Genomic DNA, 17,832 nt, shown 5'->3' with positions numbered 1-17,832 from the left:
CTGGTCATGTCCGCGCATGACCACCCCGCAGACCAGCGACGGAGCACGAGGAGCCGATGACGTCTCACATCACCGAGGGTGCCGAGCCCAAGCACCAGCAACTGCGCCGGATCCTGCTCGACCTGGTGACGACGCGGCTCGCCCCCGGTGCGGCGATCCCGTCCGAGCGGCAGCTCATCACCGAGTACGGCGTCTCGCGGATCACGGTGCGCGAGGCCCTCGGGCAGCTGGTCAACGAGGGCTACCTCGAGCGAGTCCGCGGCAAGGGCACGTTCGTGGCGCACCGACCGGTGCAGTCGACCCTCCACCTCGCGTCCTTCACCGAGGAGATGCGCGCGATGGGCCACGTGCCGACGACGGTCGTGCTCGTGCGTGAGGAACGCGTGCCGCCGAGCGACACGGTCGCGGCGCTGCGACTCGATGCCGAGGCGTCGGCGTACCACGTGAAGCGACTGCGGATGGCCGACGGCGCCCCGGTGTCGATCGACGACGCCTGGCTCGTGGCCGACGCGTTCCCCGGGTTGCTCGACCACGACCTGTCGGGCTCCGTGTACTCGATCATCGCGACGGCGTACGGCACGCCGATCGACCGGGCGCAGCAGACCGTGGCGGCGAACCCCGCCGCCGACGACGTCGCGACGCTGCTCGGCACGAAGACGGGTGCTCCGGTGCTCGAGTTCGACCGGGTGTCCTACGCGGGGGAGCGCCCCGTGGAGCACACCCGGAGCTGGTACCGGTCGGACCGGTACCGGGTGCAGATGGAGGTCACCGCGACCCCCGCGGTCGCCTGAATCCCCGGCCGGGTACGCGAAAGCGACTGTGTGCCGCGAACAGTTCGCGGGACACAGTCGCTTCGGCGGGAAGGACCGGGAGGAAACCGGGGTGGAGCCGGGTCAGACCTCGTACAGGGTGTCGCCGTCGCGCACCGACGTGCCCACCGTGCCCTGGTCGACGGTGTCCGGCGCAGAGCCGAGCACGACGACCGGGCAGATCGGCGAGTAGCCGGCCGCACTGATCACCGAGGGGGTGAAGCGGACGACCGGGTCGCCGGCCGTGACCGTCGCGCCCTCGGTGGTGAGGAGCTCGAAGCCCTCGCCCGAGAGCTTCACGGTGTCGATCCCGACGTGCACCAGGACGTCGGTGCCCGCAGCGCCCTGCAGCGCGAAGGCGTGCGGGTGCAGCTTGACGATGGTGCCGTCGACCGGGGCGACGGCGGTGATCGCACCCTCGACACCGGTCGGGTCCACCGCGACGCCCGCTCCGACGAGCTGACCGGCGAACACCGGGTCCGGCACGTCGGCGAGACCGACGACGGGGCCGGCGAAGGGGGTGCGGACGACCGTCACAGTTCGTCCTGGATGTCCTGCGCGAGGTTGTCGGCGACCGTGCCGACGATGACCTGCCAGCCGGTGCCGCCGCCGACGACCGCCTGGGCGCCCGCAGCCTGCAGTGCGGCCTTGTCGACGAGGTCGCCGTCCTCGACCTCGACGCGGAGGCGCGTGATGCAGCCCTCGACCTCTTCGATGTTGTCGGCACCGCCGAGCGCGGCGATGATGTCGGCTGCCTTGATGTCGGCCATCGTTTCCTCCTCGTTAAGGGTTTTCGTACCAGGTTGACACGGGACCGGTCTCGGATCAGACTACGGAACTGGTCATGACCGGACAGGACCGGGCCTGGCGACACCGCCGAGGTTACCTGCGCCGGCTGCGCGACTCAACTCACCCCGACAGCTCCACCCGATGACGAGAGGAACTCCGATGAGCGCCACCACTGCCACGGACGTGCCGGAGAAGAAGAAGCCGAAGAAGCAGTCCAGGCTCTTCGCACAAGCCCAGCGGCTCGGCCGGAGTCTGCTCCTGCCGATCGCGGTCATGCCCGCTGCGGGTATCCTGCTCCGCCTCGGTCAGGCCGACATGCTCGGTGCGATCCCCGGCTTCGACAAGGGTGCGACGATCATCGCCGCCGCGGGCAACGGCGTCTTCACGTGGCTGCCGCTCCTGTTCGCGGTCGGCATCGCGATCGGGTGGGCCAAGAAGTCCGACGGCACGACCGCGCTCGCGGCCGTCGTCGGGTACATGGTCATGTACCAGGTGTTCGCGGCCATGTCCCCGATCGTCCTCGCGGGGGTGAAGGACGCGAACGGCGACCAGGCCACCATCAACTTCGGCGTCCTCGGTGGCATCGTGATGGGTCTCGTCTCCGCGGTGCTGTGGGAGCGGTTCCACCGGACGAAGATGCCCGACTTCCTCGGCTTCTTCTCGGGTCGCCGTCTCGTCCCGATCCTCACGGCGGTCGCCGGTCTGCTCATCGCCGTCGTCATGTCGTTCTTCTACCGCTACTTCGACATCGCGCTGACCGCAGCCGGCACCGCCGTTGCGGACAACGCCGTGATCGGTGGCGGCATCTTCGGGTTCGTCAACCGCATGCTCATCCCGATCGGTCTGCACCAGCTGCTCAACTTCTTCCCGTGGTTCCAGCTCGGCAGCTTCACGACCGGCGGCGTCACCTACCACGGTGACATCGCGCGCTTCCTCGCGGGCGACCCGACGGCCGGCATCTTCCAGACCGGCTTCTTCCCGATCATGATGTTCGCGCTGCCCGCCGGTGCCCTGGCGATCTGGCGCAACGCCAAGCCGCAGAACCGCAAGCTCGTCGGCGGCATCATGATCTCCGCCGCGCTCACCTCGTTCGTCACGGGCATCACCGAGCCGCTCGAGTACTCGTTCATGTTCGTGGCGTTCCCGCTGTACATCATCCACGCGCTGCTCACCGGCACGTCGCTCGCCCTCGTGAACGCGCTCGGGATCCACGACGGCTTCTCGTTCTCGGCCGGTGCGATCGACTACGTGCTCAACTTCGGCAAGGCGGACGGGGCGATCTGGCTCATCCCGATCGGCCTCGGCTACGCGGCGGTCTACTACTTCCTGTTCAGCTTCGTGATCAAGAAGTGGAACCTCCGCACGCCCGGGCGTGAAGAGGACACGATCGCCGAGAACACGATCGACGCGGCCACCAAGCCGTAGACGTCACCACGTGACGGACGGGAGGCTCGGTGCCAGCTGGCACCGGGCCTCCCGTCCGTCCGTGCGCACGTTCCTTCCCATCGCGCGTGGCGTAGGAAGCCGAATCGCGCGTAGGTGGCCAGAACTTCGGCCTCACCACGCGCGGAACCGCTCACCATGCGCGGAACAGCACCCCGGGCGCTGGGTTGGTTTTGACAATCGTTATCAGGAAGCAGTAGCGTCGGGGGCATGCAGAAGCGCCTCCTCGCCCTCCCGCTCGTCGCCGGTGCCGCCGCACTCGCCCTGGCCGGGTGTGCGTCCTCCTCGACGTCCGGAGACGCCGGTGACGGCGACGGGAAGATCGCCGTCGTCGCCTCGACCAACGTCTACGGCTCGATCGTCGAGTCCATCGGCGGGGACCACGTGTCGGTCACGAGCATCCTCGACGACCCGTCGCAGGACCCGCACTCGTTCGAGTCGAGCGCCCGCACCCAGCTCGCCGTGTCGAAGGCCGACCTGCTCATCGAGAACGGTGGCGGCTACGACGACTTCATGACCACGCTCGCAGACGCCTCGGACACGAAGGCCGACACGATCAACGTCGTGGAGCTGTCCGGTCTCGACCAGGGTGGCGACGCGGAGTTCAACGAGCACGTGTTCTACAGCTACCCGACGATGGTGAAGCTCGTGGCCGACGTCACGAAGCGCCTCTCCGCGCTCGACGACGGGGAGCAGGACACGTTCGAGCGGAACGCCGACGCGCTCACCACGAAGCTGCAGGACCTCGAGTCGCAGACGGCCGACCTCAAGAAGCAGTACGACGGCGACGCCGTGGCCTACACGGAGCCGGTGCCGGGGTACCTGTTCGACGCGATCGGCCTCGACAACGAGACGCCGGAGGACTTCGCCGAGGCGATCGAGGAGGACGACGACGTCCCCCCGGCGGCGCTCCGCGACACCCTCGCACTGTTCACCTCGGGTGACGTGAAGCTGCTCGCCTACAACGACCAGACGTCGAGCCCGGAGACCGAACAGGTCAAGCAGGCGGCCGAGGACGCCGACGTCCCGGTGGTCGGTGTCACGGAAACGCTCCCCGAGGGGCAGGATTACGTCTCGTGGCAGCAGGCGAACATCGACGCGGTGCAGGCGGCACTCCAGAAGTGACGACCACGACCGCACCAGCGGAGACCGACGGCCCGGCGACCACCACGGTGGACGACCGGGCCACCGGCCGTCCGGTCCTGACGCTCCGCGACGCCGGGCTGTCGTACGGCGCGCGGCGGCTCTGGGACCACCTCGACCTCGACGTCGCCCCGGGCGAGTTCGTGGCCGTACTCGGTCCGAACGGTGCCGGCAAGACGTCGCTGCTCCGGACCGTGCTCGGGCAGCAGCGGCTGACGAGCGGCACGATGTCGTTCCTCGGCCAGCCGGTCGGCCGTGGCCACCGCCGCATCGGGTACATTCCGCAGCAGCGCCTGATGGAGTCCGGCACCCCGCTCCGCGCACGCGACATGGTGGCGCAGGGCGTGACCGGGCACCGCTGGGGCGTCCTGCCGGCGTCCCGGGCCGACCGCGCCCGCGTGGACCGGATCCTCGACGAGGTCGGCGCCACCGGCTTCGCCGACGCGCCCGTCGCGGAGCTCTCCGGCGGCGAGCAGCAGCGCACCCGCGTCGGGCAGGCGATCGCCGCCGACCCGGCACTGCTGCTGTGCGACGAACCGCTCATCTCGCTCGACCTGCGGCACCAGCGCGGCGTCACCGAGCTCATCGACCGCCAGCGCCGCCAGCAGGGCGCGGCCGTGCTGTTCGTCACGCACGACGTCAACCCGATCCTCGACGTCGTCGACCGCGTGCTCTACATCGCCGGCGGACGCTTCCGCATCGGCGCGCCCGACGAGGTGCTGCGCGCCGACGTCCTGAGTGACCTGTACGGCACGCCCGTCGACGTCGTCCGCACGATGGGGCGCATCGTCATCGTCGGCGCCAACGACGCGCACGACCACCACTGCGACCCCGACCCGCACGCGCCGGCGTCGGACGAGGGACGGATCTGATGGACCTGCTGTCGACCGTCTTCTCGTTCCAGGACTACGGCGAGCTGCTCGTGCTCGTGCAGAACTCGATCTGGGCCGGCGCGGTGCTCGGCATCGTCGGCGGGCTCATCGGGCCGTTCGTCGTCGCCCGCAACCTGCCGTTCGCCGTGCACGGCATCTCGGAGCTGTCCTTCGCCGGGGCGAGCGCATCGCTGCTGCTCGGCGTCAACGTCGTCTCCGGCTCGCTGGTCGGGTCGGTCGTCGCGGCGCTGCTCATCGGGCTGCTCGGCTCGCGGGCGCGCGACCGGAACTCGATCATCGCCGTGCTCATGCCCTTCGGGCTCGGCCTCGGGATCCTCTGCCTGGCGCTCTACAAGGGCCGGGCCGCGAACAAGTTCGGGCTGCTCACCGGGCAGATCGTCTCGGTGGACAACCCCCAGCTGACCTTCCTCGTCGTCGTCGCGGCGGTCGTCGTGGCGACCCTGCTCGTCATCTGGCGCCCGCTCATGTTCGCGTCGGTGGACCCCGACGTCGCGGCCGCCGCGGGCATCCCGGTGCGCACGCTGGCGATCGTGTTCATGCTCGTGCTCGGGCTGGCGACGGCGGTGTCCGTGCAGATCGTGGGTGCACTGCTCGTGCTCTCGCTCCTCGTCACCCCCGCGGCCGCGGCCCTGCGGCTCAGCTCGCACCCGGTCGTCGTCCCCGTGCTGTCGACGGTGTTCGCCGTGGTGTCGGTCGTCGGTGGCATCCTGCTCGCACTCGGGGGCGGGTTGCCGATCAGCCCCTACGTGACGACGATCTCGTTCGCGATCTGGGTCGTGTGCCGGATCGTCGGCGCGCGGCACGACCGCCGTGGGCGCGACCGAACGGCCGGCCGCGACCGCCGTGGCGGGGGTGCGCCGGGCCTCCCGTCCGGGGCGAGCGGAACCGGAACGTCAGCCGAAACGAAGGTGGGTGCGTCAGCATGAACGCCGTGCAGAAGGTCAAGCGGAACACGTGGCAGCGCGAAGCGGTGCGCGGCGCCCTCGACTCCACCGAGGGCTTCGTCAGCGCGCAGGCGCTGCACCAGCACCTGCGGGACGAGGGCTCCACGATCGGCCTCGCCACCGTCTACCGGGCCCTCGCCGACCTGGCGACCGAGGGTGACGCCGACTCGCTCCAGCAGGACGGCGAGTCGCTCTACCGGGCGTGCACCACCGACACCCACCACCACCACCTCATCTGCCGGAACTGCGGACGCACCGTCGAGATCGAGGCGGCCCCGGTCGAGCAGTGGGCGCAGGACGTCGCCGCCGCGAACGGGTTCACCAACGCCAGTCACGTCGTCGACGTCTTCGGCGAGTGCGCGGTGTGCACGGCGGCACGCACGGCACCGGCCGGCGGCGAGTAACCTCCGCGCCATGCACGTCATCCTGGTCCCCGGGTTCTGGCTCGACGCGAGCGCGTGGGACGAGGTCGCCCCACTGCTGCTGCAGGCCGGCCACACGGTCGAGGCCGTCACCCGCGACGGCGACACCCTGGACGAGCAGGTCGCCTCGCTCGTGGCGCGGCTCGACGACGTCGCCAGCCCGGAGGAGCCGGTCGTGCTCGCCGGGCACTCCGGGGCGGGGCCGATCGCGTACATGGCCGCCGACCAGCGACCCTCGCTCGTCGCGCACCTGCTCTACGTCGACACGTTCCCCGGGCCGGCCGGCGGCTGCGTGAACGACGAGCTGCCCGTCGTCGACGGTGTCGTGCCGCTGCCGTCGTGGGACGTCTGGGAGCCGGCGACGCTGCGCGGGATGACCCCGGCCCTCCGCGAGGCCTTCGAGCACCGGGCGATCCCGGAGCCGGCGGCGGTGCCGTCGGACCGGTTCCACTACGCCGACGCGGCCCGGCACACGATCCCGGCGACCGTCATCACGTGCGAGATCCCCGCGACCGAGCTCGCCACGATGGTGGCCGACCACCAGGTCTGGGCCGAGGAGCTCGTCGCGACCGAGGAACTCGAGATCCTCGGGCTCGACACCGGGCACTGGCCGATGTTCTCGGCGCCGCACGAGCTCGGCGAGCTCATGGTCCGCGCCCTCGCCGCACGGGGGTAGGGCGCGCGGCGCGCGGCGCGCGGCGCGCGGCGCGCGCCTGCGTCCGCCGCGGTGCCCGCGGCCGCTCGAGCCCGCTCGCACCCGTCCGAGCCCGCTCGCGCCCGCCCGCGCCCACTTGGTGAGCAGGAACGGTCGCCTCGCGCGCGCTCACTCGACCGTTTCTGCTCACGATCGTCGGAGCGGCACACGGCGGCCGCGCTCCCGCGACCCCGCGGCGGCGGTGACCCCACGGCGGCGTGAGCGGTCCTGCCCGGCCGCGCCGTGCCTCCCGGCCCGGAGCCCCGGCTTGCGACACGCCCGGTGCTCGCGTAACGTTGCCCCCTGGTCCTCCGCGCTCGCGCGGTGGGACCCGTTGTTCCAAGCCCTCCGACCGTCGCGAACGCCGCGGTCGCGCGGTGCTCGTCCCCCTTCGACAGGGGTGCCGGGTCTGGGCGGTGCGCACAACCCCCTCGCGACGTCACCCCGGTGACCGAGCGCGTGTGCACCAGGCAAGTGAACTTGGGTGCGGCCGTCCGGTCGCACGGTACCTCAGGAGGAAACCATGGCAGCAGTGTGCCAGGTGACCGGAGCCACCCCCGGCTTCGGACACAACATCTCGCACTCGCACCGCCGGACGAAGCGTCGCTTCGACCCGAACGTGCAGAAGAAGACGTACTACGTGCCCTCGCTTCGTCGTAACGTCACGCTCACGCTCAGCGCGAAGGGCATCAAGGTGATCGACGCACGTGGCATCGAGTCCGTCGTCAAGGATCTCCTCGCCCGTGGGGAGAAGATCTGATGGCGAAAAAGGGTCAGGACATCCGTCCGATCATCAAGCTCCGCTCGACGGCGGGCACCGGGTTCACGTACGTGACCAAGAAGAACCGTCGGAACAACCCCGACCGTCTCGTGCTGAAGAAGTACGACCCGGTGATCCGCAAGCACGTCGACTTCCGTGAGGAGCGCTGAGTCATGGCGAAGAAGAGCAAGATCGCGAAGAACAACCAGCGTGCCGAGGTCATCGCGCGCTACGCCGAGCGTCGTCTCGAGCTGAAGAAGGCCCTCGTGGACCCGAACGGCTCCGACGAGTCGCGTGAGGCCGCCCGCGTCGGCCTGCAGAAGCTGCCCCGCGACGCGTCGCCGGTCCGCTACCGCAACCGCGACGCCATCGACGGCCGCCCCCGTGGCCACCTCGGTGAGTTCGGCATCAGCCGTGTCCGCTTCCGCGACATGGCCCACCGTGGCGAGCTCCCCGGCATCACGAAGAGCTCCTGGTAAGCAATCGCTTGCTGAACGCCCCGTCACCTCGGTGACGGGGCGTTCGTCGTGAGTGGGGTACAACGGCGCAACTCTGGTCACATCCGCCCCTCCGGACCCGCGACAACCCCGGAAATCCGGGCGAGTCGGAGGTGTTCGTCCGATGTGGCTGGTAGGTTCAACTCCGGTTCCGCCGGGCCCTCGGCCCACTGGCACCGTGGCACGGGGCAACCGCTCCGGGCGCCGGACGGCTCGTCCGTCCGACCGATACTGCAAGAAGTCCGAGGAGGACATCCATGGCTGACAAGTCACTGAACCGCACCGAGCTCGTCGCTGCCGTCGCCGCCGAGTCCGGCCAGAGCCAGGCCACCGTCAACGGCGTCGTCGACGCACTCTTCTCCGTCGTCTCGTCGTCCGTCGCCGACGGCACGAAGGTCACGATCCCCGGTTGGATCGCCTTCGAGAAGACGCACCGCGCCGCCCGCACCGGCCGCAACCCGCAGACCGGTGACGCCATCGAGATCGCCGCGAGCGACTCGGTCAAGGTCAGCGCCGGCTCGAAGCTCAAGGCTGCGGTCAAGTAAGACTCGTCCGCGCATCGGGAGGGACGGCTTCGGCCGTCCCTTCCGTCGTTCCCGGGGTCGGGGCGCGCAGGCCCCGTCGCGTGGGCGCACCCCGTCGGCCGGGAGGCCCGCCCCGCTCTCCACAGGTCGGCCCGCCCCGTTCGGCGGCCGGGTGGGCACCGCCTAGGCTTGACGGGTGAATCGGATCGCGCGCACCGCCGGTCCCGCCGTGCTGCTGCTCGTCGGGTTCCTGTCGCTGCTCGTCGCGCTCGTCGTCGGGGGCGGCGCCGACGCCGCGCTCATCGCCGACCCGGGCGCCGTGGTGCGGTTCGGGCTGCCGATCGCCCGGCTCGTCGTGGACCTGTCCGCGTCGCTCGCCATCGGCGCGCTCGCCCTGGCGACCATCGGGCTGTCCCGCACCGGACCGGAGTGGAACCGCGCGATCGACGTCGCCGCGGCCGCCAGCGGGGTGTGGGCGGTGTCCGCCGCCGTCGCGACGTTCTTCACGTTCCTCAGCGTCGCCGGTTCGCGGATCAGCTTCGACGAGCAGTTCGGCCAGTCGATGGGCGTGTTCCTCACCGGCACGGACCTCGGTCTCGCCTGGCTCGTCACGGTGCTCATCGCCGCGGTCGCGACCGTGCTGTGCTTCGCCGTCCGTTCCCGGGGCATGGTCGCGGTGACCGCCGGGGTGTCGCTCATCGGCCTGCTCCCGCTCGCGCAGCAGGGCCACGCCGCCGGGACCGCGAGCCACGACGCCGCCGTCACGGCGCTCGGCCTGCACCTGGTCGGCGCCGCACTCTGGGTCGGTGGGCTGACCGCCCTCGTGCTGCTCCGCGGGGTCGTGCCTGGGCACCGGCTCGGGGCCGTGGTCTCCCGTTACTCGAGCGTCGCCCTCGGCTGCTTCGTGCTCGTCGCCGTGTCGGGCGTCGCGTCGGCGCAGATCCGCGTCGGGGTGCTGTCGAACCTGGCCTCGCCGTACGGCACGCTCGTGCTCGTCAAGACCGGCGCGATCGTGGCCATCGGGGTCATCGGCGCCGTGCAGCGTCGACGGACCATCCGTGCGCTGACCGCGACGCCCGCCCGCCGTCGGCCGTTCTGGACCCTCGTGCTCGTCGAGCTCGCCGTGATGGGCATCGCGTCCGGGTTCGCCGCGGCCCTCGGGCGCACGGCGACCCCGATCGACCAGATCGCGCCGAGCAAGACGGCCGACCCGAGCCCCGCCGAACTCCTGACCGACGACCCGCTGCCGCACGCCCCCGGAGCCTGGGGGTGGCTCACGCAGTGGAACATCGACCTGTTCTGGCTGATGGCCGCCGTACTGCTCGCGGTGACGTACGCGGCCGGGGTCGTCCGGCTGCGCCGCCGGGGGACGGGCTGGCCGGTCCGGCGCTCGGTCGCCGCGGCCGTCGCGCTCGTCTCGCTCGTCGTCGCCACCTCGGGGGCGCTGCACCAGTACGACCGGTTCCTCGTCTCCGCGAACGTCGGGGCGCACGTCGTGCTCGGGCTCGTCGTCCCGGCCCTGGTCTGGGCCGCCGCGCCCGTGGCGCTCATCCGGGCCGCCGTGCACCCGCGCGACGACGACAGCACCGGCGTGCGGGAGTGGACCGGCATCCTCGTCGACAACGCCGCCGTGCGGTACCTCGTGCAGCCGTTCCCCGCGTTCGTGCTGGCCGCTGCCGTCTGGTGGGCGTTCTACGCGACCGACGCCGTCCGGTGGTCGGTCAGCGACTCGACCGGTCGGACCGTGCTCGACGTCGTGTTCCTGCTCGTCGGGCTGCTCGCCGTACCGACGCTGCTCACCCCGGTGCCGGTCGGCCAGCAGCGGCCCACACGCGCTGCGGCGGCGGTCCGGGTCGTCGGCGCCGTGGTCGTCGCCGCCGGCGTCGTGTCCCTCGGCATCGCGATGCGGGGTCCGCTCGGGCTGCTGCAGGCGTCGTGGTTCGGTGCGATGGGGCGGTCCTGGGGGCCTGACCCGGTCGTCGACCAGGCACGGGCCGGTCTCGTGCTCGTCGTGACGGGGATCCTGCTCGTGCTGACGGTCGTGGTCGTGGTCGTGGTCGCCGTGCGGCTCCGCGGGGGGGCGGGGCCGGTGGGCGCGGGTGCTCGTGCGGGCGCGGGCGCGGGCACGGGCGCGGGTGCTCGTGCGGACGCGGGCGCGGGTGCTCGTACGGGTGCGGGTGCGGGTGCCGACGGCGTCGACGGCGAGCGCGCACCGCACCCGGCGGCGGGCACCGCGCCCCGTTCTGCCGGGGCGCAACGACCCCCAGCGGGCGCGGACCCTGACGGCGACGACGAGATCGACCTCGACTTCGACGACGGCAGCGACGACGGACCGGCCGGCCACGCACTCGACGGTGGTGACGGGGCGGAGGCGATCCGTGCCTCCCGTCCGGCTCCCGACGACGGGGCGGAGCCGCGGTGACCGTCGAGCTGAGCGACGAGCAGCGCGCCGTCTTCGAGTACATCGAGCACACGCGGGACCACGTGTTCATCACGGGTCGCGCGGGCACGGGCAAGTCCACGCTGCTCAACCACCTGTCGTGGAACACCGAGAAGCAGGTGGTGATCTGCGCACCGACCGGCGTCGCCGCGCTGAACGTCGGTGGGCAGACCATCCACTCGCTGTTCCGCCTGCCGATCGGGCTCATCGCCGACGCTGAACTGCGGCAGGGGCCGGACACCCGCAAGCTCCTCAACACCATCGACACGCTCGTCATCGACGAGGTCTCGATGGTCAACGCCGACCTGCTCGACGGCATGGACCGCTCGCTGCGCAAGGCCCGCGGCCGCCAGTTCGAGGCGTTCGGCGGCGTGCAGGTCGTCATGTTCGGCGACCCGTACCAGCTGCCGCCCGTGCCGGGGGACGCCGACGAGCGCGCCTACTTCACCGACCACTACCGGTCGATGTGGTTCTTCGACGCAAAGGTCTGGCTCGAGACGAAGCTCAACATCATCGAGCTCGCCACGGTGCACCGGCAGCGGGACGACGCGTTCGCCGCGATGCTGACCGCGGTCCGGCACGGTCGGGTGACCGCGGAGATCGCCGGGCAGCTCAACACGGCCGGGGCGCGACCGGCGCCCGACGACGCCATCACCCTGGCCACCCGCAACGACACGGTCGCCCGGATCAACAAGGCCGCCCTCGACCGGCTGCCCGGCAAGGTGAAGACCGCGAAGGCCGACGTGAACGGCGACTTCGGCGGGCGGAACTTCCCGGCTGACGAGGCCCTCGAGCTCAAGCCCGGCGCCCACGTGATGTTCCTGCGCAACGACGCCGACCAACGCTGGGTGAACGGCACGCTCGGCATCGTGACGGCCATCCGCGACACCGTCTGGGTCGACGTCGACGGCGAGTCGTTCGAGGTCCAGCCGTCCGTGTGGGAGAAGTTCAAGTACTCCTACGACGCCGACAAGAAGGAACTCAAGAAGGACACCGTGGGGGAGTTCCAGCAGTTCCCGCTGCGGCTCGCCTGGGCGGTCACGATCCACAAGTCGCAGGGCAGCACGTACGACCGGGCCGTCGTCGACCTGGGCAACCGGGTGTTCAGCGCCGGGCAGACGTACGTCGCGTTGTCCCGGCTGACGTCGCTCGAGGGGCTGTACCTGACCCGGCCGCTGCGCCCGCAGGACATCATCGTCGACACCGACGTCCGACGGTTCATGTCCGAGGCACCCCGGATCGTGGCGACCGCGCTCGAGGCTCCGAAGCGGACCGAGCCCGACGCGGACTGACCTGACGCCTCCGACCGGTCACGCCGACCCGTCGGACCGCTGCTGGGCGGTCTCTCGTCGGCGCTCCGGCTTCGCTGGCCGCCGCCGGCTCGTGGCCGGTCGCCGGACCTGCGCGGGGTGTGGTGACCGGTACCCGCCGACCCGGGCCGAGCCAGTCGCCGCCGACCCGCCAGACCCGCTGGCCGCCGGACGGACGACGACGCCCGCCTGCCGGAGCGGCAGACGGGCGTCGTGGAAGGGGTTCGTCAGGCGCGAGCGGACGCGCGGATCGCGCGGAGGTTCTCCTTGTCGGCCCCGACCGCGGTGAGCAGCAGGACGACACCGACGATCGCGTGGAAGACGTTGTCCGTCGTGTTGAGCGCGAAGACGTTGGCCGAGGTGTCGACGAACACGAAGCCGTACACCGCGAACACGACGAGCAGGGCGCCGACGAGCAGGTTGCCGTTCCGGGAGCCGACGGTGTTGCCGAGGCCGGTGATGAGCAGCACGACGGCCAGGAGCACCCAGACGAAGCAGAGCGCCGGGTTCACGCCGAACGCGTTCCACAGCATGCCGCCCTGGCGGTTGAAGAAGCCGGGGTCGCCGTCGGCGGCGAAGAAGAAGCCGAGGCCACCCCAGAGTGCGAGGAGCGAGCCGGCCGTGAGCGCGAGGCCGCGGTTCGGCGAGGCGGTGATGCCCGGTTCCTTGATGGCCACTTCGGTCTCCTCCTGGTACAGGGTGGTCGCACCGGACGTGCCGGCGAAGGGAGCCGGTGCGTCCGCCCGTGGTGCACGAGCGGTGCGGCCGACGGATCCGGAGGAGGCTTGCCCCCCGTTCACAGGCGCGGACCGGCGGACCAACGGTATCGTGTCGGACCCCGACCGTCCGAATCGTCCCCGAGGGACGAGCCGCACGAGGAGGCCGATGATCGCCACACCGAGGAGGACCACGCCGGTGACCCGCACGCCCGAACGCAGCGCGCCCGAGTCGCGCGGACCGACGGTCTCACGACGGTTGCGGTGGGGCGTGGTGGCGGCTCTGGGGTTCGTGATCGTGCCTCTCGTCTACGTGGCTGCGGTGCTGACGCCGGTGGGGCAGCGGGCCGAGGACGCCGCTCTGGGCGGGGTCCGGGACTCCGACCTGTTCGGGTCGGACACTGCGCTCAACGTCATCTCGGTGCCGGTGATCTCGTTGCTCGTCGTCGTGATCGTCGCCGTGGCGTTCGCTCGGCGGCGGCTCGCGGTGGGGCTCGGCGCCGCCGCCGTGGTGCTCGCGTCGGCGGCCACCTCAACGCTCGTCAAGCGTATCGCCGTGCGCCCGGAGATCGCTCAGTCGACGACCCCGAACTCGTACCCGTCCGGGCACGCCACCGTCGCCCTGGCGGCGTTGTTCGCGGTGCTCCTGGTCACCCCGCGGCGCTTCCGTCCGGTCGTCACGGTGGTCGGCGCCGCGTACGCGGTCTTCGTGGCGAACCAGACCGTCGTCTACGGCTGGCACCGGGTGAGCGACATCGTCGGCGCGTGCGCGGTCGCGCTCTGCTGGCTCGGACTCGTGCGGGCACTCGGGCCGCGGGTCGACCGCGGCGAACGAGGTGACCGTGACGGCCGTCGGGGTCCGCGCCGGGTCGTGAGCGTCCTGCTGCTCGCCGCCACCGGGGTGACCCTGGCGGTCGGGGTCGCGGCGCTCGTCGTCGGCGTGACCGGGGGCGGGGCGTACGACCACGAGGCGATCCTGGTGGCGGGGCGGATGGCCTCGAGTGCGAGCGTGCTGGCCGTGGTCACGGTGGTGTGGTTCCTCGACGGGATGCACCACGCCGCGCGTACCGACCCGGACACGTTGCCGACCGCACGCTGACCCGGGGAGCCGGGCCGGGCCTCCTGTCCGGACGACCGCGCCGACCGGCCGGGCCGCGACGGATGCGAGCCTGGCGGGAATGCCGAGGCGTGCGGTACGTTGTACCCAGCAAGTCGATGCAAACGCATCGATATCGCGGAAGGCGGTACACCATGCAGTTCGGCATCTTCACGGTCAGCGACGTCACGACCGACCCGACGACCGGCACCACGCCGGACGACACCCAGCGCGTCCGGGACATCCTGACGATCGCGGAGCACGCCGACCAGGCCGGCCTCGACGTCTTCGCGACCGGCGAGCACCACAACCCGCCGTTCGTGGCCTCGTCGCCGACGACCCTGCTCGCCTACCTCGCGGCGAAGACGAAGGACATCACGCTGTCCACGTCGACGACCCTCATCACCACGAACGACCCGGTGCGCATCGCCGAGGAGTACGCGATGCTCCAGGTGATCTCCGACGGTCGCATGGACCTCATGATGGGCCGCGGCAACACCGGCCCCGTCTACCCGTGGTTCGGACAGGACATCCGCCAGGGCGTCAACCTGGCCATCGAGAACTACGCGCTCGTCCGCCAGCTGTGGGAGAACGACGTCGTCAACTGGCAGGGCAAGTTCCGCACGCCGCTGCAGGGCTTCACCTCGACCCCGCGCCCGCTCGACGGCGTCCCGCCGTTCGTCTGGCACGGCTCGATCCGCACGCCGGAGATCGCCGAGCAGGCCGCGTACTACGGCGACGGCTTCTTCCACAACAACATCTTCTGGCCCATCCAGCACACCGAGCAGATGGTCGGCCTGTACCGCCAGCGCTTCGAGCACTACGGTCACGGCCGCGCCGACCAGGCCATCGTCGGGCTCGGAGGGCAGTTCTTCGCGCGCAAGAACTCGCAGGACGCCTGGAGCGAGTTCCGGCCCTACTTCGACAACGCCCCGGTCTACGGCCACGGCCCCTCGTTGGAGGACTTCACCGCCCAGACCCCACTCACCGTCGGCTCCCCGCAGCAGGTCGTCGACCGCTACGCCGCGATGAAGGACCACGTCGGGCACTACCAGCGCCAGCTGTTCCTCATCGACCACGCCGGCCTGCCGCTCAAGACCGTGCTCGAGCAGATCGACATCCTCGCCGAGGACATCGTGCCGCAGCTCCGACAGCTGAACGACGAGGGGCGCCCGGCAGACGTGCCCTCCGACCCGCCGTCGCACGCCTCGCGTGCCGCCGCGGCGCTCGCCGCCGGCACGGTCGGCAGCGACCACGTCGCCGCCGAGGACGAGTGGACGGGCGCGTCCGTCTGACGTCCTCCTGCTGAGCAGCAACGGTCGGGTCACCTCGGGTGGCCCGGCCGTTGTTGCGTGCGGGGGTGGGGGTGTGCGGGTGTGCGGGTGCGGGGGAGTCGCAGGTGTTCCATCCCATCGCGCCTGACATGGGTTGCCGTTTCGCGCGTAGGTGGCGGGAACGCCTGGCTTCCTACGCGCGGAACGCCTCACCATGCGCGGAACTACTGCCCGTGCGCGGTGGCCGCGACCGGCGACGGGCGGGAGGCGCGGTGCACGTCCCGTGCCGGGCCTCCCGTCCGGCGCGTGCGGACGTTCTCACCCATCGCGGCCGACATGGGAGGCTGTTTCGCGCGTGGGAGGTGGGAGCGCCTGGCTTCCGACGCGCGGATCACCTCACCATGCGCGAAACTGCTCGCCGTTGGCGGTGGTCGTGACCGGTGACGGCCGGGAGGCTCGGCGCACGTCCCGTGCCGGGCCTCCCGTCCGGCGTGCGCGGACGTTCTCACCCATCGCGGCTGTCGTGGGAAGGCTTCCCGCGCGTAGGTGGCGGGAACGCCTGGCTTCCTACGCGCGGATCACCTCACCGGGTGCGGAACTGCTACCCACGCGCGGAACTGCTGCCTACGCGCGGTTCTGCTGCTCCCCCGGCGCAGGGCCGCGCGGGGGAGCGGGGCGGGCGGGGACGAGCTTCAGACCGACGACGCAGCCGACGATGCCGGCGATGAAGAGCACGCGCAGGGCGGTCACGGGTTCGGCGCCGGTGGCCATGCCCCAGATGACGGTGAGGGCGGCGCCGGTGCCGGTCCACACCGCGTACGCCGTGCTGATCGGGATGTGGCGCAGCACGTACCCGAACGCGACGAGGCTCACGACGATGGTGACCGCGAAGACCAGGGTCGGGCCCGGCTGGGTGAAGCCGTCGCTGCGGCCGAGCGCGGTCGCCCAGACGGTCTCGAGCACCGCGCTGACGAACAGGACGACCCAGGCCACTCAGCTCACCACCTTGAGGCCGACGACGCAGGCGACCAGGCCCAGCACGAGGCCGATGCGGGCGAGGGAGGCGGCCTCCTGTCGCCGGAGGACGGCGACGACCACGGTCAGTGACGCACCGATGCCGACCCAGACGGCGTACGCGGTGCCGACCGGGATCGACCGCATCGCGAACGCCAGGCCGACCATGCTCGCGACCATGCCGGCGACGAACACGATCGTCGGGACGACCTTCTTGAAGCCGTTCGAGGCGCTCAGCGCGGTGGCCCACACCGCCTCGAGGACGCCCGAGAGGACGAGGACGACCCATGCCATGACAGATCCCCTTCCGTGCTCGATCTGTGGATGTCGTACGACTGTGCGACATCGGCGCCCACGGTAGCACGAAGTCGTACGATCGTGCGAGTATGAGGTGTGGCCAGGAGCATCGACATCGAGGACCGGCGCCGGGTGGTCTCCGAGGCCGCTTGCCGGGTGCTCGCCGAGGACGGCCTCGGCGCCCTGAGCGTCCGGAACGTGTCGGCAGCGGCGGGCCTGCCGCCGAGCACCGTGCGCTACGTCTTCCCGACGCAGGCGAGCATGCGCGAGCACACCATCACCCTCGTCTTCGACCGGATGTGCGAGCGCATCGAGGCGCTGCCCGCCGACCTCCCCGCACCGGAGCGGGCGCGACGGATCGTCGTCGAGCTGCTGCCCCTCGATGCCGAACGCGTCATCGAACTCGACGTCTACCTCGCCCTCGGCAACGCCGCCCTCACGGACGCCGCTCTCCGTCCCACGCTCGACGGCGTCGTCGGTCAGGTGCGGGCGTGGTGCGAGGAGGCCCTCGGGTTGCTCGGCGTCCCGCCGGGGGACCACGAGTACGAGGCGTGCCGGTTGCACGCGCTCCTCGACGGACTCGCGATGCAGGTGGTTCGGCTCGCTCCGGGGGAGTCCGGCGTCTGGGCGATCGACGTGGTCGACCGGCACCTCACGGAACTCACCCCGGCCTGACTCCGACGTTCCGTCCCATCGCGCCTGGCATGGGAAGCCGTTTCGCGCGTAGGGGGTCCTTTTTTCCTGCCGCCCACGCGCGATTCTTCTCC

General features: G+C 71.3%; 21 protein-coding genes. 16 read left to right on the top strand and 5 right to left on the bottom strand.

Features of this window, described 5'->3' with window-relative positions; all coding sequences use genetic code 11:
- Positions 1 to 56: 56 nt before the first annotated feature.
- On the top strand, positions 57 to 791 hold the full coding sequence (locus BIU94_RS00585) for a GntR family transcriptional regulator (RefSeq protein WP_071253142.1): 735 nt from the start codon (positions 57 to 59) through the stop codon (positions 789 to 791).
- A 102-nt stretch (positions 792 to 893) separates the two neighbouring features.
- On the opposite strand, the gene BIU94_RS00580 is transcribed toward BIU94_RS00585, so the two are convergent.
- Together BIU94_RS00580 and BIU94_RS00575 are read right to left on the bottom strand one after the other, a co-directional pair.
- Positions 894 to 1,346, bottom strand: coding sequence for a glucose PTS transporter subunit IIA (locus BIU94_RS00580; protein ID WP_071253140.1), 453 nt, complete (start codon positions 1,344 to 1,346; stop codon positions 894 to 896).
- A complete protein-coding gene (locus BIU94_RS00575; protein ID WP_071253138.1) occupies positions 1,343 to 1,579 on the bottom strand; it encodes a PTS transporter subunit EIIB in 237 nt (78 codons plus the stop codon). Before BIU94_RS00575 ends, BIU94_RS00580 begins: the two co-directional genes overlap by 4 nt.
- 178 nt (positions 1,580 to 1,757) lie before the next feature.
- Here BIU94_RS00575 and BIU94_RS00570 point away from each other — a divergent pair, with 178 nt between their 5' ends.
- The 12 genes from BIU94_RS00570 (at position 1,758) to BIU94_RS00515 (ending at position 12,650) form a co-directional block, all read left to right on the top strand.
- On the top strand, positions 1,758 to 3,023 hold the full coding sequence (locus BIU94_RS00570) for a PTS transporter subunit EIIC (RefSeq protein ID WP_071253135.1): 1,266 nt from the start codon (positions 1,758 to 1,760) through the stop codon (positions 3,021 to 3,023).
- A 228-nt stretch (positions 3,024 to 3,251) separates the two neighbouring features.
- Entirely contained in the window at positions 3,252 to 4,166 is a 915-nt protein-coding gene (locus tag BIU94_RS00565) for a metal ABC transporter solute-binding protein, Zn/Mn family (protein WP_071253133.1), read from the top strand.
- A 47-nt stretch (positions 4,167 to 4,213) separates the two neighbouring features.
- The gene (locus BIU94_RS00560; RefSeq protein WP_071253211.1) at positions 4,214 to 5,056 is read left to right on the top strand and encodes a metal ABC transporter ATP-binding protein; all 843 of its coding nucleotides are present in this window, start codon (positions 4,214 to 4,216) and stop codon (positions 5,054 to 5,056) included.
- Positions 5,056 to 6,003 carry a metal ABC transporter permease gene (locus BIU94_RS00555; protein ID WP_071253132.1) on the top strand — a complete coding sequence of 316 codons (948 nt, stop codon included), beginning with the start codon at positions 5,056 to 5,058 and terminating at the stop codon, positions 6,001 to 6,003. The genes BIU94_RS00560 and BIU94_RS00555 overlap by 1 nt, the downstream gene beginning before the upstream one ends.
- Positions 6,000 to 6,425: a Fur family transcriptional regulator gene (locus tag BIU94_RS00550; protein ID WP_071253130.1), complete on the top strand. Its 426-nt coding sequence runs from the start codon at positions 6,000 to 6,002 to the stop codon at positions 6,423 to 6,425. Before BIU94_RS00555 ends, BIU94_RS00550 begins: the two co-directional genes overlap by 4 nt.
- A gap of 10 nt (positions 6,426 to 6,435) precedes the next feature.
- On the top strand, positions 6,436 to 7,119 hold the full coding sequence (locus tag BIU94_RS00545) for an alpha/beta fold hydrolase (RefSeq protein WP_071253128.1): 684 nt from the start codon (positions 6,436 to 6,438) through the stop codon (positions 7,117 to 7,119).
- A 541-nt stretch (positions 7,120 to 7,660) separates the two neighbouring features.
- Positions 7,661 to 7,897, top strand: a complete 237-nt coding sequence (gene rpmB / locus BIU94_RS00540; protein WP_022903747.1) for a 50S ribosomal protein L28 — start codon at positions 7,661 to 7,663, stop codon at positions 7,895 to 7,897.
- The gene (gene rpmG / locus BIU94_RS00535; protein ID WP_017886456.1) at positions 7,897 to 8,067 is read left to right on the top strand and encodes a 50S ribosomal protein L33; all 171 of its coding nucleotides are present in this window, start codon (positions 7,897 to 7,899) and stop codon (positions 8,065 to 8,067) included. Before rpmB ends, rpmG begins: the two co-directional genes overlap by 1 nt.
- 3 nt (positions 8,068 to 8,070) lie before the next feature.
- Positions 8,071 to 8,376 carry a 30S ribosomal protein S14 gene (gene rpsN / locus BIU94_RS00530; protein ID WP_071253126.1) on the top strand — a complete coding sequence of 102 codons (306 nt, stop codon included), beginning with the start codon at positions 8,071 to 8,073 and terminating at the stop codon, positions 8,374 to 8,376.
- A gap of 275 nt (positions 8,377 to 8,651) precedes the next feature.
- Complete coding sequence (locus BIU94_RS00525) at positions 8,652 to 8,939, top strand: HU family DNA-binding protein (protein ID WP_017886454.1); 288 nt, start codon at positions 8,652 to 8,654, stop codon at positions 8,937 to 8,939.
- Positions 8,940 to 9,114: 175 nt separating this feature from the next.
- Positions 9,115 to 11,340, top strand: coding sequence for a cytochrome c oxidase assembly protein (locus BIU94_RS00520; RefSeq protein WP_071253124.1), 2,226 nt, complete (start codon positions 9,115 to 9,117; stop codon positions 11,338 to 11,340).
- Positions 11,337 to 12,650, top strand: coding sequence for an ATP-dependent RecD-like DNA helicase (locus BIU94_RS00515; protein ID WP_071253122.1), 1,314 nt, complete (start codon positions 11,337 to 11,339; stop codon positions 12,648 to 12,650). Before BIU94_RS00520 ends, BIU94_RS00515 begins: the two co-directional genes overlap by 4 nt.
- 245 nt (positions 12,651 to 12,895) lie before the next feature.
- Here the strand turns inward: BIU94_RS00515 and BIU94_RS17575 are convergent, their stop codons facing one another.
- Complete coding sequence (locus BIU94_RS17575; RefSeq protein ID WP_175472177.1) at positions 12,896 to 13,345, bottom strand: DUF4383 domain-containing protein; 450 nt, start codon at positions 13,343 to 13,345, stop codon at positions 12,896 to 12,898.
- 238 nt (positions 13,346 to 13,583) lie between these two features.
- Here BIU94_RS17575 and BIU94_RS00505 point away from each other — a divergent pair, with 238 nt between their 5' ends.
- Entirely contained in the window at positions 13,584 to 14,483 is a 900-nt protein-coding gene (locus BIU94_RS00505) for a phosphatase PAP2 family protein (protein ID WP_071253120.1), read from the top strand.
- A 152-nt stretch (positions 14,484 to 14,635) separates the two neighbouring features.
- On the top strand, positions 14,636 to 15,775 hold the full coding sequence (locus BIU94_RS00500) for a CE1758 family FMN-dependent luciferase-like monooxygenase (protein ID WP_071253118.1): 1,140 nt from the start codon (positions 14,636 to 14,638) through the stop codon (positions 15,773 to 15,775).
- Positions 15,776 to 16,378: 603 nt separating this feature from the next.
- Here BIU94_RS00500 and BIU94_RS00495 read toward each other — a convergent pair.
- Positions 16,379 to 16,747, bottom strand: coding sequence for a multidrug efflux SMR transporter (locus BIU94_RS00495; RefSeq protein ID WP_071253116.1), 369 nt, complete (start codon positions 16,745 to 16,747; stop codon positions 16,379 to 16,381).
- Entirely contained in the window at positions 16,748 to 17,062 is a 315-nt protein-coding gene (locus tag BIU94_RS00490; RefSeq protein ID WP_071253114.1) for a multidrug efflux SMR transporter, read from the bottom strand.
- Between the two features lie 99 nt (positions 17,063 to 17,161).
- Here BIU94_RS00490 and BIU94_RS00485 point away from each other — a divergent pair, with 99 nt between their 5' ends.
- The gene (locus BIU94_RS00485; protein ID WP_071253112.1) at positions 17,162 to 17,740 is read left to right on the top strand and encodes a TetR/AcrR family transcriptional regulator; all 579 of its coding nucleotides are present in this window, start codon (positions 17,162 to 17,164) and stop codon (positions 17,738 to 17,740) included.
- Positions 17,741 to 17,832: the final 92 nt, after the last annotated feature.

This window comes from Curtobacterium sp. MMLR14_006 (genome assembly GCF_001864985.1).
Taxonomy (GTDB): Bacteria; Actinomycetota; Actinomycetes; order Actinomycetales; family Microbacteriaceae; genus Curtobacterium.
This window is presented reverse-complemented; position numbering and strand designations above follow the sequence as displayed.

Excerpts from the sequence above, each read along its gene's own strand:
- BIU94_RS00570 (WP_071253135.1), top strand. The coding sequence starts at position 1,758 with ATGAGCGCCACCACTGCCACGGACGTGCCGGAGAAGAAGAAGCCGAAG.
- BIU94_RS00490 (WP_071253114.1), bottom strand. The coding sequence starts at position 17,062 with ATGGCATGGGTCGTCCTCGTCCTCTCGGGCGTCCTCGAGGCGGTGTGG.
- rpmB (WP_022903747.1), top strand. The coding sequence starts at position 7,661 with ATGGCAGCAGTGTGCCAGGTGACCGGAGCCACCCCCGGCTTCGGACAC.
- BIU94_RS00550 (WP_071253130.1), top strand. The coding sequence starts at position 6,000 with ATGAACGCCGTGCAGAAGGTCAAGCGGAACACGTGGCAGCGCGAAGCG.
- rpmG (WP_017886456.1), top strand. The coding sequence starts at position 7,897 with ATGGCGAAAAAGGGTCAGGACATCCGTCCGATCATCAAGCTCCGCTCG.
- BIU94_RS00585 (WP_071253142.1), top strand. The coding sequence starts at position 57 with ATGACGTCTCACATCACCGAGGGTGCCGAGCCCAAGCACCAGCAACTG.
- BIU94_RS00500 (WP_071253118.1), top strand. The coding sequence starts at position 14,636 with ATGCAGTTCGGCATCTTCACGGTCAGCGACGTCACGACCGACCCGACG.
- BIU94_RS00575 (WP_071253138.1), bottom strand. The coding sequence starts at position 1,579 with ATGGCCGACATCAAGGCAGCCGACATCATCGCCGCGCTCGGCGGTGCC.
- rpsN (WP_071253126.1), top strand. The coding sequence starts at position 8,071 with ATGGCGAAGAAGAGCAAGATCGCGAAGAACAACCAGCGTGCCGAGGTC.
- BIU94_RS00545 (WP_071253128.1), top strand. The coding sequence starts at position 6,436 with ATGCACGTCATCCTGGTCCCCGGGTTCTGGCTCGACGCGAGCGCGTGG.
- BIU94_RS00565 (WP_071253133.1), top strand. The coding sequence starts at position 3,252 with ATGCAGAAGCGCCTCCTCGCCCTCCCGCTCGTCGCCGGTGCCGCCGCA.
- BIU94_RS00555 (WP_071253132.1), top strand. The coding sequence starts at position 5,056 with ATGGACCTGCTGTCGACCGTCTTCTCGTTCCAGGACTACGGCGAGCTG.
- BIU94_RS00525 (WP_017886454.1), top strand. The coding sequence starts at position 8,652 with ATGGCTGACAAGTCACTGAACCGCACCGAGCTCGTCGCTGCCGTCGCC.